The sequence below is a fragment of the Pseudomonas sp. P5_B3 genome, assembly GCF_056400405.1.
This window is the reverse complement of sequence record NZ_JBFULI010000043.1, coordinates 1-14,793: the sequence shown is the minus strand read 5'-3', so window position 1 is coordinate 14,793 and position 14,793 is coordinate 1. Positions and strand designations below refer to the sequence as shown.

General features: G+C 60.4%; 14 protein-coding genes and 1 pseudogene. 7 read left to right on the top strand and 8 right to left on the bottom strand.

Features of this window, described 5'->3' with window-relative positions; translation table 11 throughout:
• The first annotated feature begins 79 nt into the window (after positions 1-79).
• From AC1DRN_RS22155 to AC1DRN_RS22140, 4 genes are all read left to right on the top strand, one after another.
• Positions 80-766: an N-acetyltransferase gene (locus tag AC1DRN_RS22155; protein ID WP_223463548.1), complete on the top strand. Its 687-nt coding sequence runs from the start codon at positions 80-82 to the stop codon at positions 764-766.
• A 4-nt stretch (positions 767-770) separates the two neighbouring features.
• Entirely contained in the window at positions 771-1,982 is a 1,212-nt protein-coding gene (locus tag AC1DRN_RS22150; RefSeq protein WP_457266165.1) for a GNAT family N-acetyltransferase, read from the top strand.
• Positions 1,954-2,733, top strand: coding sequence for a ChbG/HpnK family deacetylase (locus tag AC1DRN_RS22145; RefSeq protein WP_223463546.1), 780 nt, complete (start codon positions 1,954-1,956; stop codon positions 2,731-2,733). Before AC1DRN_RS22150 ends, AC1DRN_RS22145 begins: the two co-directional genes overlap by 29 nt.
• 168 nt (positions 2,734-2,901) lie before the next feature.
• Positions 2,902-3,066 carry a helix-turn-helix domain-containing protein gene (locus tag AC1DRN_RS22140; protein ID WP_223463545.1) on the top strand — a complete coding sequence of 55 codons (165 nt, stop codon included), beginning with the start codon at positions 2,902-2,904 and terminating at the stop codon, positions 3,064-3,066.
• A gap of 134 nt (positions 3,067-3,200) precedes the next feature.
• Here the strand turns inward: AC1DRN_RS22140 and AC1DRN_RS22135 are convergent, their stop codons facing one another.
• Complete coding sequence (locus tag AC1DRN_RS22135; RefSeq protein ID WP_223463544.1) at positions 3,201-4,007, bottom strand: class I SAM-dependent methyltransferase; 807 nt, start codon at positions 4,005-4,007, stop codon at positions 3,201-3,203.
• Positions 4,008-4,178: 171 nt separating this feature from the next.
• Between AC1DRN_RS22135 and AC1DRN_RS22130 the strand changes: the two genes are divergently transcribed.
• Positions 4,179-4,556 (top strand): hypothetical protein, encoded by a 378-nt coding sequence (locus AC1DRN_RS22130; protein ID WP_223463543.1) that lies wholly within the window; start codon positions 4,179-4,181, stop codon positions 4,554-4,556.
• Between the two features lie 29 nt (positions 4,557-4,585).
• Here the strand turns inward: AC1DRN_RS22130 and AC1DRN_RS22125 are convergent, their stop codons facing one another.
• From AC1DRN_RS22125 to AC1DRN_RS22105, 5 genes are all read right to left on the bottom strand, one after another.
• Positions 4,586-6,028, bottom strand: a complete 1,443-nt coding sequence (locus AC1DRN_RS22125; protein ID WP_223463542.1) for a sigma-54-dependent transcriptional regulator — start codon at positions 6,026-6,028, stop codon at positions 4,586-4,588.
• Entirely contained in the window at positions 5,997-7,490 is a 1,494-nt protein-coding gene (locus AC1DRN_RS22120; protein ID WP_223463541.1) for a sensor histidine kinase, read from the bottom strand. The genes AC1DRN_RS22125 and AC1DRN_RS22120 overlap by 32 nt, the downstream gene beginning before the upstream one ends.
• A gap of 102 nt (positions 7,491-7,592) precedes the next feature.
• Positions 7,593-8,690, bottom strand: a complete 1,098-nt coding sequence (locus AC1DRN_RS22115) for an SCO family protein (RefSeq protein ID WP_223463540.1) — start codon at positions 8,688-8,690, stop codon at positions 7,593-7,595.
• 17 nt (positions 8,691-8,707) lie between these two features.
• Positions 8,708-9,010 (bottom strand): hypothetical protein, encoded by a 303-nt coding sequence (locus tag AC1DRN_RS22110; RefSeq protein ID WP_411740722.1) that lies wholly within the window; start codon positions 9,008-9,010, stop codon positions 8,708-8,710.
• A gap of 185 nt (positions 9,011-9,195) precedes the next feature.
• The gene (locus AC1DRN_RS22105; RefSeq protein WP_223463539.1) at positions 9,196-10,641 is read right to left on the bottom strand and encodes a sensor histidine kinase; all 1,446 of its coding nucleotides are present in this window, start codon (positions 10,639-10,641) and stop codon (positions 9,196-9,198) included.
• A 280-nt stretch (positions 10,642-10,921) separates the two neighbouring features.
• Between AC1DRN_RS22105 and AC1DRN_RS22100 the strand changes: the two are divergent.
• Positions 10,922-11,416, top strand: a pseudogene (locus tag AC1DRN_RS22100) (hypothetical protein); the annotation flags it as partial.
• A 7-nt stretch (positions 11,417-11,423) separates the two neighbouring features.
• On the opposite strand, the gene AC1DRN_RS22095 reads toward AC1DRN_RS22100, so the two are convergent.
• Both AC1DRN_RS22095 and AC1DRN_RS22090 read right to left on the bottom strand, forming a co-directional pair.
• Complete coding sequence (locus AC1DRN_RS22095; protein ID WP_223463536.1) at positions 11,424-12,830, bottom strand: FAD/NAD(P)-binding protein; 1,407 nt, start codon at positions 12,828-12,830, stop codon at positions 11,424-11,426.
• A 14-nt stretch (positions 12,831-12,844) separates the two neighbouring features.
• Entirely contained in the window at positions 12,845-13,408 is a 564-nt protein-coding gene (locus AC1DRN_RS22090; protein ID WP_223463535.1) for a helix-turn-helix domain-containing protein, read from the bottom strand.
• On the opposite strand from AC1DRN_RS22090, the gene AC1DRN_RS22085 reads away from it, so the two are divergent.
• The gene (locus AC1DRN_RS22085) at positions 13,403-14,428 is read left to right on the top strand and encodes a DMT family transporter (protein WP_223463534.1); all 1,026 of its coding nucleotides are present in this window, start codon (positions 13,403-13,405) and stop codon (positions 14,426-14,428) included. The two genes, AC1DRN_RS22090 and AC1DRN_RS22085, sit on opposite strands and share 6 nt — an antisense overlap.
• The last annotated feature ends 365 nt before the right edge of the window (positions 14,429-14,793 follow it).

The window sequence follows — 14,793 nt, the reverse complement described above, 5'->3', positions numbered from 1 at the left end:
TCATTTATTTTTGCCCGTGGACGATTCGCCGCGCATTGAGTCATTCCACTCACGGCCAACACCGTCAGGAATCAAAAACATGAATGTTCTGAAAAAACTCAGCGATCACATCAAGCAAAAAGGCCTGCGCGCCACCGTCGGCAAGTTGTGGAAACACTACGTATTTTTCCACGAAGAACTGTTGTGGATGGAGCGCGATCTGGTGAGCCCGGTACCGCCACACAACCTTCGGCCCTATACACCGCTGCGACTGGAAACCATCACCCCTCAAAACGCCGTGGCGTTCGCCAAACACTTCGGCGATCGCGTGGGCACCATGGCCGAGTTGGCGTGCGAAGGGTACACCGGGCACATGTACCTGGATGAAAACGGCGATACCGTGGCCTTTATCTGGGGCAGCACACGCGATTATCTCGACCGTCATTACTACGGCTGCATGTTCCCGGTGCAGCCAGGTGAGTTCTTCGAGTTCGCTCTCGAGCAGATTCCTGCCTACCGGGGCACCACGCTGTCGGTCGATTTCCAGCTGAACCTGTGGAAAGCCATGGCTGATCAGGGCTGCAACAAAGTGGTGGACATCTGCGAGTCCCACAACATTCCCGCGCTCAAGCTGCACATCCGCATGGGGTATCGCGAGCAGGGGCGGATCATGAACATCTACCACCTGTTCGGCTGGCGCTTCTTCCGCGAAACCCGTTACAGAGGTTCACGCCTGGATGCCTTGCGCAAACCGGCACCCTCTCCTGTTCCAGCCGAGGCGAGTTGATCTTATGTCTGCACGATTCGAATGGCGCACTTCGCTGTGCACCGACGACTTTCCGATAGCGGCTTACGAAGCGTTGCGCCAGCGCGTAACAGACCACACGCCGTTCAACACCCTGGCCTGGCTATACGCGTCGGAACTGGCACTCAAGCCCGTCGAGCAGTTGCACGTGCTTCTCGGCTGGCAGGGTGACGAACTGGCGCTGTGCCTGCCGCTGGTGGCATCCGTGGAGCGCTTTGCGTGTTTGCCGTTTCGGGTCCTGCATCATTTGGGCTATCCCCTAGCCGACCGCCTCGCGCTGCTGACGAGGCTGGACGGCGACGCTATGCGCAACGCGCTGGCGCAGATCCGTCAACACCTGCCCCATGCCGTGCTGCAACTCAACGAACTGGCCGGTCCCACGACGCAGGCCCTGGCACCGTGGCAGGCACTGAGTTCGACCGCCGAACAACGCCTCAGCTGTCGGGTGCCGGTGCACCTGATCAGCGAGGCCGACCATCAGGAAGTCTCCGGCGACCCGCGCTACAAGCTGCGCCGCGCGCGCAAACGCATCGCCGCGTGTGGCGCCCGGGTGCGGCGGATTACTCCTGACGCCCTGACCATGGGGCCGCTGTTGCAGGACATCAGTGAAGTCGAAGCAGTGAGCTGGAAAGGCGATGAAGGGGTCGGGATCTTTGCCGATGCGCGGCATCGCCAGTGGATGGACCGCGCCTTCACCGCCCTCGCGGCCCGGGGCCTGGTGCGCGTGGTGGTGCTGGAGCTGGAGGGGCGCTGCATCAGCTATCGCCTCGGCTTGCTGGAACAGGGCCGACTGTACGACTACAACCTGGCGTTCCTGCCGCAATATGCCGACCTGGGCAGCGGCCGGGTGTTGCTCGAAGAGTGGATTCGCTGGGGCCTGGAAGACAACTGGCAGTGGATCGATGCGTCACGGGTCAGCCTGGAAAACTCCAGCCATCAACTGCACGAACGCATGACCGGGCAACTGGAACACTGGCGCTGGAGTTTTTACTCCTGGCGTCCAGGCGGCCTGGTGCTGGGGCTGGCCTTGCGGGTCTGGCAACGCTTCAAACCCCGATTGCAGCAATGGCGCGCCCGGCGCGCGGCGGCCGCAGTCGCCACCCCTACACCCGGCGCGACACCTGTCGTCAAAACGCCTGCGCCTACGGAAAACCTCAAGGAGGGTAAACATGCCTCGCCAAGTGATAGTCAACGCTGACGATTTCGGCCTCAGTGCCTGCGAAAACGCGGTGATCCTGGGCGCGTTCCAGGCCGGGCTCATCAGCTCCGCCACCGCCATGGCCAACATGCCGGCATTCGAAGCGGCCTGTGCCATGGCCCGGCATCCATTGCTCGAAGGCCGCATCGGCCTGCACTTCAACCTGACCTACGGCCGTCCATTGAGCCAGAGCATTGTGCAACGCCCGACGTTTTGCGACGGTGCCGGTGTGTTCGATCTCAACCTGCCCCGCACCCGCCTCTGGCTCGGGCGCCGGGATCGCCACGCCGTACTGGAAGAACTCGAAGCCCAGTGGCAGCGCTGCCTGGACAACGGCCTGCGCCCCAGCCACCTGGACTCCCATCAGCACGTGCACAACATCTGGCCGATCGGCGAGATCGTCGCACGCTTCGCCGCCCGCCAGGGGGTGCCGGTGCGTCTGGCGCGCAACCTGGGGCAAAACCTCAGCCTTCCCAAGCGCGTGTTCAAGGACCTGCTCAATCGCCGCCTGAGCAACCTGGCCGGCGCTACCGCCGACTACGTGTGCACCCCGGTGGATCTGCGCAACGCGGAGCCGCCAGCCGACGGGCTGCTGGAAATCGTCGCCCACCCGAACCAGCTCGGCGCCGACTTCGGCGATGCCTACCTGGAACCGGGAGAGTCCTTGAGTGCACTGCTGGAACAGCGCTTGCCGGGAGTGCCAAGGGTGGCCTATACCGCTGCGGGTGATACCGTACTGCAGCGCGCATAGGCCGTTCTGGAATAGCTCGCCTCGTGCTTGTGGGAGCGAGCCTGCTCGCGATGAAGTTAAACGTCTCACATACTTCTAGGAAAAAGCGTACATCAGTAAGGAGCAGCCTGACTCGCCTTGGACCACCATCTGCGAGTACTTTCGAATTGGATTCGGGAGTCAGAGCCAATGAAAGAGAAATTAAAAGACTTCGACATGGCAGCAATACTCGATAGCAACGAGGCCATCAACGAGTACTTTTTTCAGGTAATGAAATACGGAGATGTCGAAGAGTTTTCTCGAGCTATCGACTACATAACCGAGGCCTATTCAGTTCTAACCGGGTCCACCTGAAACCGCGTCGCCGCCATCGCGAGCAGGCTCGCTCCCACATTTTGACCGATGTCATACACAAATCCTGTGTACGACAAAGATTCAGTGTGAGAGCGAGCCTGCTTGCGAAGGCGTCAGTCCGAGCTACACATCACTCAGTTCTTCACCACCACCCACGTAAAACACAACGGCAACTGCGCCACCTGCTGCTGATAGCGGTCATAGCATTCTTCGCGATTGGAGTGCCGGTATTCCTTGAAGTGACGGATCTGCAGCCCTGCCGCAATGGCGGCGCTGAAGAGGTCGCCCAGGGTGTGGACGAACCAGTAGGACGCCGCCGACGGCTGTTCGACCTTGCCTTCGTAGACGATCGGTTCGTGCTGCACGAACGGTTCGCGACGGAAGTATGAGCTGGCCAGGCGAAAAGGATCGGTTGTCTCGGGGTCGAACATTTCCAGGAACGGGTGGGTTTCGTACACCACCAGTGCGCCACCCGGCTTCAGCGTGCGCGCCGCATGGCGGAAGAATTCGCTGATATCCGGCATCCAGTTCAGGACGCCGATGGTGATCAGCGCGAGGTCAAAGCGCTCCTGCAGTTGCGCAGGCAAGTGGTGAATGTCCGCTTCGATGAATTGCGGCGCATGGGGCGAGCGGGACGCCAGTTCCCGTGCCTGTTCGAGAAATGCTTCAGACTGGTCGACACCCACCACGCTGCGCGCGCCCAGGGCAAACAGCGACAGACTTTCGCGGCCGTTGTTGCAGCCCAGTTGCACCACCTCCTTGCCGTCGACACCTGTCTGGGTCAGCAAGGCGGTCAAGGTGTCATCCAGGCAGGAGAAATCCGCGTGGGTCACGTCCTTCAACAAGGCTTGCCATTCGCTTGAGTCTTTGTGGTGACGGGCGGAGTCATTCCAGGCCTCGCGGTTGCTGGCGATGGCTTGTTCTTTTGTCGGCAGTTCCATTGCACGCTCCAGGGTTCGGGTCGTCGATTTGACCGGCCGGAGTCTAGTTCAACCTCATCCTGGCAGGTGTTGCGAACATGTAATCCGCACAGCACCGACGGCTGCCCACGGCGGCAGCTATAGTTAATGACCTTGGGGACATGTGATTAAACCGATTTCGCAGGTGTTGCCATGAACAAAACCAATCTGACGCTGTTGCTCGCCGTTTGCCTGAGCGCCACCGCTGTCGCCCACGCCGACGACATGCCCACCACCAACTACAGCAGTGAATTCAACTATTACGGCGCCGACCAACCCTTCGCCCACCCCGTACCACCGTCCATGAGCACCGTGCCGCCGGGTTCGTACATCCCGACCGCGCCCGGGGAGTTCATTCCGATTTCAAGCGAGCACGTGTTTTACGACTCACGCCTGCCGACCGTGGCCGACGCCACGGTTCGCGTGTTTGTCCGCACCTACGATCCGGAACATGGCGTCTACGTGAACCAGGAAGTCCAGGACTCCGGTTGCGTGCTGTCCTGCCTGAGGCAAGGCCCGATGTTGCAGTGAGCACCAGGGGGCGTTCTCAATCAGTTTCCCTACCACTGCCGTTTGTCCGGGCGGCAGAGGCCGAGTTTTTCGATCCGGTAGCGCAACATGTCGCGGCTGAGTCCCAGCAGGCGTGCCGATTTGGTGACATTCCAGTCGGTCTTGTCGAGCATCTTGCGCACCATGTCACGCTCCACTTCCGGCAGATTCGTGGATTCGCTACCGTTACCGTTACCGTTGGTCGGACGTGGCTCGCTGAAATGTTGCGGCTCGGGATGAAACATCGGTGGATCATCCACCAGGCTCAGGCAGACGTTCAACTGATGGGCGGCGATGGTGTCGCTTTGCGCCAGTAACACGGTTTGTTCCAGCATGTTGCGCAATTCCCGCACGTTGCCCGGCCAGCTGTAGCTGAGCAGTAAATCTTCGGCCTGATTGCTGAAATGCAGGTTCGGCTTGCCGTAGCGTTTGCCATGCAGCCTCAGGAAGTGCCGGGCCAGCAGCAGGATATCGGAGCCACGGGCATACAGGCGCGGCACCTTGATCGAAATGATGCGCAGGCGGAAAAACAGGTCGCGGCGGAATTTGCCTTGCTGGACCATTTGCTCGAGATTGCAGTTGGTGGCGCTGATCACCCGTAGATCGACCTTGCGCTCCTTCACCGAACCGACCCGGCGAATGGTCCGGTCTTCCAGCAGTTTCAGCAGCTTGGCTTGCAACAGCAGATCCATTTCACCGATTTCATCGAGGAACAGCGTGCCGCCATCGGCCGCTTCCACCAGCCCCATGCGACGGTCCTTGGCGTCGGTGAAGGCGCCCTTCTCGTGGCCGAACAGTTCCGATTCCACCAGATTGGACGGGATCGAAGCGCAGTTGAATTCAATGAACGGGCCTTTGGCGCGCGAGCCGTCGAAGTGCAAGGCCCGGGCCACCAGTTCCTTGCCGGTGCCGGTCTCGCCTTCCACCAGGACCGGTGGCAGATCACTGTTGGCCATCCGCCGTTCGGCGTCGAGCAACTGGCTGATGGTGCCCTTGAGATACACCATCGGTGCCGACTCGCCAATCAGCGCCTGCAACCCCGACTTCTGGGCTTCGCGCTCCTGGTAAAACGACAGTGTGCGCTCCATGCGGTCAGTAGCCAGGGCCTTGTCCAGCAGCTGCTTGAGCTCCGGCAGGGCCACCGGTTTGGTGACGTAGTGAAAGGCGCCCTCTTTCATCGCCACCACGGCGTCTTCGACGTTGCCGTAGCCGGTCATCATGATCACTTTCAGATCCGGCGCGCTGACGCGCAGCCTCTGGATCAGCTCGTGACCACTCATGCCCGGCAACGAGTTGTCGGTCAGTACCACGTCAGGAGCGAAGGAGCCCAATTGCTCCAGTGCATCTTCGGCCGAGTGGCAAACGGTCACCTCGAAGCCCTTGCGCTCCAGGTAATTCTGAATATTCTCGGCGAGAATTTCGTCATCCTCGACCAGCAGAATGCTGTGCTCCATATGCTCCTCCCGTTGCCACTTTGAAATTGAGACAAACACGGGTTCCTTCCTGCTCCCGGCTAGTCAGTTCGACCGAGCCATCAAACCGCTCCATTATTCTCTTCACCAGGGCCAGGCCCACACCCAAACCGCCTTGCTTGGTGGTGAAAAACGGCTTGAAGACCATTTGTTGCTGTTGTTCGGATATGCCCTTGCCCGTGTCGGCCAGGGTCATTCTCAAGTCGCCGGGCACAGAAGAATCGATCTCGATCGTCAACACGCCCCCCTTGGGCATGGCTTCCAGTGCGTTGGCAAACAGGCTATTGAGTATCTGCGTGAGCAACACCTGTTGGCTGACGACCTGTGGCACGCTGACAGGAGAGAAACGCACTTCGACGTTCGAGCGCTTGATCAGGGACTCGAAGGCACTCAAGGTGTCATCGAGGGCCAGCACCAGGTCGACCGTTTCACAGTCGTCATTCATCGGCCGCAACGACACCAGCAATTCACGGACCCAGCGCGACATGCGGTCGACCTGATTGATGATGTCGCCAATATTTTTCTGTGCGGTCTGGCTGGCGATGCCCTGGGCCAGTTCGGCGCTGGAACGGATGTTCGCCAGCGGATTGCGCAGGCTGTGGGCGACCGCCGAGGACATTTCCCCCAAGGCGACAAAGGTCTCGTTGGCGATCAGCTGGTTCTGCTGGTTCTGCAGCTGTATCGCCGCACGCCGGACGATCCAGAACAGCCCCAGGTAAATGACCGCCCCGCCGATCAGGGTGGCCAGCCAGATCGCCTTGAAGCCACGCTGGATGCGCTCCACCAGGTCCACCGGTTCCTTGTAGATCTCCACCATGGCAATCACTTTGCTTCTGTCGGCATTGAACATCGGAATGTAGTTCTCGACGAACAGGTATTGCGGTTCGCGCAGCAGGCGCTGCTCGGGGCGCGCCTCATCGATCTCGTGGTAGTTGGTGGACACCGGCGATTTCATTTCGAAGGATTCATCCAGCTCCTCGTCGCCTTCGATGCGTATGCCAATCAACTCGGAGTTGGTCGACCAGACCACGGTGCGGTCCTGGGCGTACACCGTCGCCAGCAGGATGTCCGGCAGATGCTCCACATGGTCGAGAAACTCAAGGCGCGCGTCGGCCCGGGCTTCGGGGTTGATGTCGGAATCGGCATGGTCCAGACGCGGGTCGAGCATTTCGCCTATGGTTCTGTCCGGCGAAATCCTTTCATGACGGATTTCGGCCTCGCCAATGGCTTGAATGAACTGCGCAGTCAGCATCGAATCGCGCTTGATGCTTTCATCGACCACAAAGCGCGTGGAGATGTAACCCAGCCCCAGCGCCACCACGGCGATGATGAAAAAGCTTGCCAGGGAGAACCAGCGCAGCAAATTGAACTGCGGCCGCCAGCCCTTGCGCGGTACTGCCGGAGCCTGCGGCGCAGCTACCTTTTGTTGTTCCAGTATCTGCATGGCTATGTCCTGAGTCTTTGAAATCGAGCCTTTCCAGCCGGGTATCAAGTCAGTGTAGGTAACATTGATAGCAATTGACTGGCCCACGTAACTATTTCGACGCTATGGCACCTGGGTCATGTCGGGTTGCGCGACCGAATGATGATGCTCAGGCTCCTCATTACCACTGACCACTGGCGGATGCTGACGGTCAGTTTCTTCTTGCAGGAAATCGATGATGGACCGGACGGAATGCTCATCCAGCCGCAAGTTGGGCATCGGGATCTTGTTGTAGCGATCGAACAGCTCCATCGCAATCGGGTCCTTTTCCGCGAGCATGCGATCCGGTTCGCGGATCCAGCGGCTGAGCCAGGCCGGATCGCGCTGATGGGTCACGCCGATCAGGTCCGGGCCGATGCTGCGCATGCCAATGCCCTGCCCGTCCAGCGGACCGAGGCTGTGGCAAGACGCGCAGCGGGTGCGGAACAGCTCTTCGCCATTGCTCGGCGGGCGGATTTCCGGTGCGTTGACGTAGCTTTCTTCCACACTGGGCTGTTTCCAGTTATGCAGGGTATTGGCCAGTTGATCGGCCAGAATCCACGGATTTTCGAACGGCGAGGATTTCATCCAGCGGCCCGTTGCCTGGTTGCCGATGATCAGGCTCAGGTTGTGGTCCTTGTTGCGCCCGTTATCGATGCCTTCGATGAACAGCCCCAGTTTCTTGCGCAACTCGGTGACGTCGGCGAATTCCCCGGTGAGGAATTTCCAGCCCGGCCCGACCTGGAAGCGCTGCGCATAGGCCTTGAGCACCTCGGGGGTATCACTCAAGGGGTCGATGCTGATGGAATAGAAGAAGATGTCCTTGCCGACCCGATCCCCCAGCAGTTTCTGCACCTGGCGCAGGCGCGCGGTTTCCAGGGGGCAGGAGTCGCTGCACGAGGTGAAGATGAAGTTGATCACCACCACCTTGCCTTTGATCATGTCATCGAAAAAACGCAGCTGTTGACCGTCCTGGTCGGTCAGCAGGGTGTTGGGGAAATAGTCGCCACCCCAGGGGGTGTTGTCTTCAACGACAGCGGGTTCGGCAGTGGATGCAGGAGCAGGTGTGGGCGTCGACGTTGGCTGGCTGGCGACCAGCAGCTGGCTGGCCAGCAAACCGGTCACCACCATCAGCACCAGGTGCATGCCCAAGGCTCGTGAGCGTGGTGTATGCATTTTCATGTCGACACCCTCTCTGTTCATTGCTTGACGGTCACTTTCAGACAGTAGCCATCACCGGTTGCCCATAACGCACCATCAACAGTTTTGGCGAAATCGAAAGAATCCTGGTTGGCCTCCGGCATGCTCAAATTGGCATTCAGCGCCGCCGGTTCATCAGCGGGTTCGTCGCAATAAGCCAAAGGGTCGGAAGGTTCTGGCTGTCGCTCGTCATCGATAGGGCTGGCGCGCAGTGTCGCTGTACTCAGTGTCATCGTCAGCAGGACGCCCAGGGGCGCTAACAGTCCTGGCCGTTTGAAGTTGCGCTGCGCTTTTTTTTCCATCACCAGCCGCCTCGATGTCGTGAACGGGGTGATGGTGCTGTAGCAAGGACCTCGCCAATTTTGTATCTGCTTTATAAAAAAGTATTAACACTCGCCAAAACAACGGTTTATCAACATCGATGTGCCATGACTGTGGAGATAGCTGGGGATTGCACCCACAAACGGGGGATAGTTCATCCCCATTTTCAGAGGGCCAGATTAAACAACAGGCGGACAGTGGTGCCCTCGCCTTCACGGCTTTGCAGGGTCACCGCACCACCAAAACGTTCCATGATCCGCTTGACCAGCACCAGCCCGACGCCCAGCCCGCCCTGCTTGGTGGTAAAGAATGGCCGGAAGGCCATGGCGCGCTGCTCTTCGCTCATGCCTTTTCCGGTATCGCTCACCCTCACGCTGACGCGCCGGGCATCGTGAGGTTCGATCAGGATGGTCAGGGTGCCGCCGCCGTCCATGGCTTCCACCGCGTTGGACAGCAGGCTGTTGAGAATCTGGGTCAGTTGCACCTGCTGACCCAGGACCATGGGCGTCTGGTCCGGCTCGAACACCACGTTGATCCTGGCCTTGCTGATCTGCTGCTCGTAAGCCATCAGGCTGTCATGCAGGGCCGCCACCAGGTTCACCGGTTCAGCCTCGTCGTTGAGCGGTCGCAGGGACTGGAGCAACTCCCGTACCCATTTCGACATGCGATCGACCTGAGCAATGATGTCGTTGATGTTCCCGTGTGCCGGACCGCTGTCGAACTCCATCGCCAGCTCGGCGCTTGAACGAATGTTCGCCAGTGGATTGCGCAGGCTGTGGGCGACCGCCGAGGACACCTCCCCCAGCGCCACAAAGGTTTCGTTGGTGATCAATTGCTTCTGCTGCGTCACCAGCAGGATCGCCGCCCGCCGCACGATCCAGTACAGGCCCAGGTAAATCAGACTGCCGCCCAGGGCGGTCGCCAGCCAGATCAGCACCAGGCCGCGCTGCATGCGGTTGATCAGGTCCTGCGGTTCCTTGTAAATCTCGACCATCGCCGTGACGTTGCGACCCTCGGCGTCGAACAAGGGAACGTAGTTTTCGATGAAGATGAATTTGGGTGGTTCCAGGAACTTCTGTTCCATGCGGGATTTGTCCACATCGTGGTAACTGCTCGACACGGGAAGCCTGGAGCTGAACGCCCGGTCGAGGTCTTCGTCGCCATAAATCGTGGTGCCCGTCAAGGCCGGGTTGGTCGACCAGATCACCCTGCGGTCGGGGGCATAGATGCTGGCCAGGATCACGTCCGGCAAATGTTCGACATGGTCGATGAAATCATCACGGAAATCGGCACGTGACAGCGGGTCGACGTCAGGAAAGTACTTGTCATTTCGTGGGTCGAGCAACTCACCCATGCTCGGGGAGTTGGGAATCGACACATGGCGCAACTCGGTCAAGGCAATCGACTGAATGAATTGCGAGGTCAATAGCGCATCGCGCTGCACGCTTTCGGTAATCACGAACCGCGAGGTCACCGCCCCCAGCGCCACCGCCACCATGCCGATCACCACCATGCTGACCAGCGAAAACCAGCGCAGCAGATCAAACGGCCGCTTGCGCGTGTTCAAACGGGCTTCGCTTTCGGTCACAAGCACTTTGGTCATTGAGTTCATGGACACGGTTCCCGGAAACCCCCTATAGGTTTATAGCCCACTCATGGCCGTTTGCCCGAACCTGGGGACTGCGATACCCCCCCGCCCCGCCGTCCCATCTCCCCCCAAAGTTGGGGACAGCTGCCCGCTCCCGAACTTCCCGGTCTATCACCCGTGACTGYGCCAATGCCTTTACTGCGAGCTTCTCACGGGCGTTTTCGCTGATTGGTATGGCAGTTGCCAAACACCCTGCCAACTGACCCGTCCCCAAGGGGCAGGTACTTCGATAGAGGGAATACTCATGCACCCTTTACTGTGCAAAACCGCGACCGCCCTGGTCGTGACCGCTCTAGCCCAAGGTATTGCCCAGGCAGCGCTGTTTGCCGTAGACCCCGGCCCCTACCTGCCAGCCAATGGCAATTTCTCCGCCTGGTATCAGGACACCCACGGCCGAACCCTTGACCTGTGTTTGTCAAAAGCTGTCAGTTCAAGGGTTACCAGCGCGCCAGGCGCCCCGACTTACATGTGTTCGTTGATCCCTGATCCCGGCATTTTCGACGACACCCAACCGTTGGTCTTCCCGACCAATTTCCCCGACGAAGCGTTCTGGGCCACCGGCGAAACCACCATCGTCGATGCCGCCCGAGGCATTGACCTGACCTATGTCTCGGCGCTTGAAGCCGCCTTCAGTGGCGATGATCCGCTGGAGGGCGACCAGATCAGCTTCGCCCGTATCCGTATTCGCATCGACGTGCCCACTGCCGGCACCTATGTTATCACCCACCCCTACGGCGTCGGGGCAGCTAGCGCACCAGCCGCTCGGCCAACGCCTTGGCCTGGCTCGCCACATCGGTGACGGCGGTACTTTCCCACCACATGCCGCGCAATGGCGGGCCCATGGCAAACAGGCGGCGGGCGGGCTGACCCTCGGCGTTCAGTACCGCGCCATCGACCTCTGCCGCGATGCCCAAGGCCAAAGGCCCCGGCCGCACCAGGCCGCGGGCGAGCAATTGCCGGGGTAGTGGTCGCGCGACCCGGCGCCAATCGTATTCGATACCGCTGGAGTTGATCAGGGCGGCACCGCTGACCACACTGGTCTGCGCCTCGCCGCGCCGTCGAAGGCAGATACTCACCTCGCCATTCAACGAAGGCTCAAGCCCCTTGAACGAGGCCGCGTGAATACGTAACCGCCCTTCTTTATATAAGCGCTCCACCAGTTCGGCGCTCAAGGGCGGCGAGCGGTGGTGATGGCTTTCCCACCACGGCCGCACATGCCGCACGAACTGCCGACGCTGCACGTCCGTCGCCTGGTGCCACAAGCGGCTGATGTGTGCCCGCACCGTGTTCAGTGGCCCCTGCCAGTCGACACCCTGGGCGATGGCGTCCCGACAGTGCCGACGCAGTTCACGCATCAACTGGCGAGGTGTACGGATGTGCTGATCCTGCGCGAGAAAATCCACCCAGGCCGGTGGCTGGCGACGTACATGGGGGCGCAGGCCATGGCGGGAAAACACTTCGATGGGCCCACGATGCCCGGCCTGATCCAGGGACACCACGGCGTCGACCATGGTCAGGCCAGAGCCGATGATCATGACCGTCGATTGCGGGTCGAGTCGCTGCATAGCCCCCACGTCCCATGGATCAAGGGCTGCAGCGTTCAAACCACAAGATCGGGTTTGTGGCGTGCGCGCAGCGGGAAACACCCCCGTGGCCAAGACCGCAAAAGCGCCCTGCAAGCTTCGGCCATCACTCAAGGTCAACCGCACTACGTCTGCATCGGCTTGCAAATCGACCACTTCGGCCTGCACATGCTCGACCGTCGAACCGTTCAATGCGCCCAGTGCCTGCGCGTCTGCCAGGCGCTGCCGGGCGTACAGGCCAAAAATTCCCCGTGGCGCAAACAGCTCGCTGACCGGCACGTGCTGCTGATCCGATTCCGGCCAGCCGCCCGCCTCGATGTACTCGGTCAGCCATTGGGTAAAATCGTCGGCGTTGTCCGGGTCGAGACTCACCCGCGCCGCGTTGCCGTTGAGCGTATGGCCCAGTTCCACCGCGCTGTAGGCTTCGCCCCGCCCCAACTCGGTCCGGGGCTCGATCACCAGCACCCGGCGCCGGCCCGGCAAACGCATCAACTGCGCCGCCAGCATCGCGCCACTGAGGCCACCGCCGACAATCAGGATGTCAGCGTCATTGGTCAAGGTCTGGTCCATCGTGCTCTCCCTGTTCAGATCACCACATTACGCACAAACCGCGCCGCCACCGCCCCGTCATTGCGATAACAGTGCGGCTGGTTGCTGGCGAACATGAAGAATTCACCCGCGGCGATATGCTGTGGCTGGTCGCCGAGCATAACGGTCAGGCAACCTTCGAAGACATAAATCTGCTCGCTCCAGCCATCGGCGTCCGGCTCCGACGGATACACCTCGCCCGGTTGCAGGCACCACTCCCACTGCTCGACTTCGCGGCTGGCCTGGGCCTTGGAGAGCAACACCGCTTTGCTGCCGGGGATCGTGCCGGTCCAGGCCAGTTCATTGATACGGCCGGGATCTCGGGCGTCGGGGGCCTGGATCAAATCACTGAAGGCAACGCCGAGGGCTTCGGCCACCCGGTCGAGGGTGGTCAGGCTGACGTTCTTTTCCCCCGCCTCGATCGCCACCAGCATTCGACGGCTGACACCGGACTTTTCCGCCAGCGCGCTCTGGCTCAGGTCGGCGGCATGCCGCAAACGACGGACGTTTTGGCTGACGTGCTGGAGGACCGAAGCCCGTTGGGTAGAATCTTTGTGCACTATATTGCTCACTGGGTGGGGTTGGGCAGTATACTGCGCAACATTCGGCGCATTGTGCGTCCCCCTCAAGTAGCGTGCAAGGTCATGACGTCGGTGAACTCCCCAAAGGCTGCCTCCCGTTTCACAAGGTTCAGCAAGGCCGAATGCGTGCTGGTGCTGATCACGATGGTCTGGGGCGGTACCTTCCTGTTGGTACAGCATGCGATGACCGTCAGCGGCCCGATGTTTTTCGTCGGCCTGCGCTTTGCCGCCGCCGCTGGCATCGTCGCCCTGTTTTCCTGGCGTCAACTGCGCGACCTGACCTTGTTCGAACTCAAGGCCGGGGCATTTATCGGCGTGGCGATCATGCTCGGCTACGGCTTGCAGACGGTCGGGCTGCAAAGCATTCCCAGCAGCCAGTCGGCATTCATTACCGCGCTGTATGTCCCTTTCGTGCCGTTGCTGCAATGGCTGGTGCTGGGGCGGCGACCGGGATTGATGCCCAGCATCGGCATCATGCTGGCCTTTACCGGGTTGATGCTGTTGTCCGGGCCGTCCGGTGCGTCGTTCAACTTCAGCCCCGGTGAAATCGCTACCTTGATCAGCGCCGTGGCCATTGCGGCCGAGATCATCCTGATCAGCACCTATGCCGGCCAGGTCGATGTACGCCGGGTGACGGCGGTGCAGCTGGCGGTGACTTCGGTGCTGTCGTTCCTGATGGTGGTGCCGACCAGCGAGGCGATACCGGATTTCTCGTGGTTGCTGCTGTGTAGCGCGCTGGGCCTTGGGGCGGCGAGTGCGGCGATTCAGGTGGCGATGAACTGGGCACAGAAAAGCGTGTCACCGACCCGCGCCACGCTGATCTATGCCGGTGAGCCGGTATGGGCCGGGATTGTCGGGCGCATCGCCGGGGAACGCCTGCCGGCGATTGCCCTGCTCGGGGCCGGGTTGATTGTGGCGGCGGTGATAGTCAGTGAGTTGAAGACCAAGGGTAAGGCTGCGACGGCTGAGGAAGAGTTGGAAGAGGAAACTCAGCGATAAACCGCGGATTCTGCATTACCTGATAGGCCGCCATCGCGAGCAAGCTCGCTCCCACAGTGTTTTGTATTGCGCACAAAACTGTATGTACACCTCAAAACCTGTGGGAGCGAGCTTGCTCGCGATGGCGTCAGCACAGGCGAAAACCCTCTACCAGAAACAATCTGAATCAGGGCTTTTCCGTCTACCGTGTAGGATTCTGCGACAGCTTGGCGTTTGGTGATCCGGGAGCTGGCACGTATGATGCTTCACAAACTTCCGCAGATTAGAAGCCTATGTCCCTGATAGTTCTACTGTCCCTGATAGTTCTACTGCTTCTGCCTTTCATAGGCAGCTGTTTGGCGGCCGTGTTGCCGCACAACGCCCGT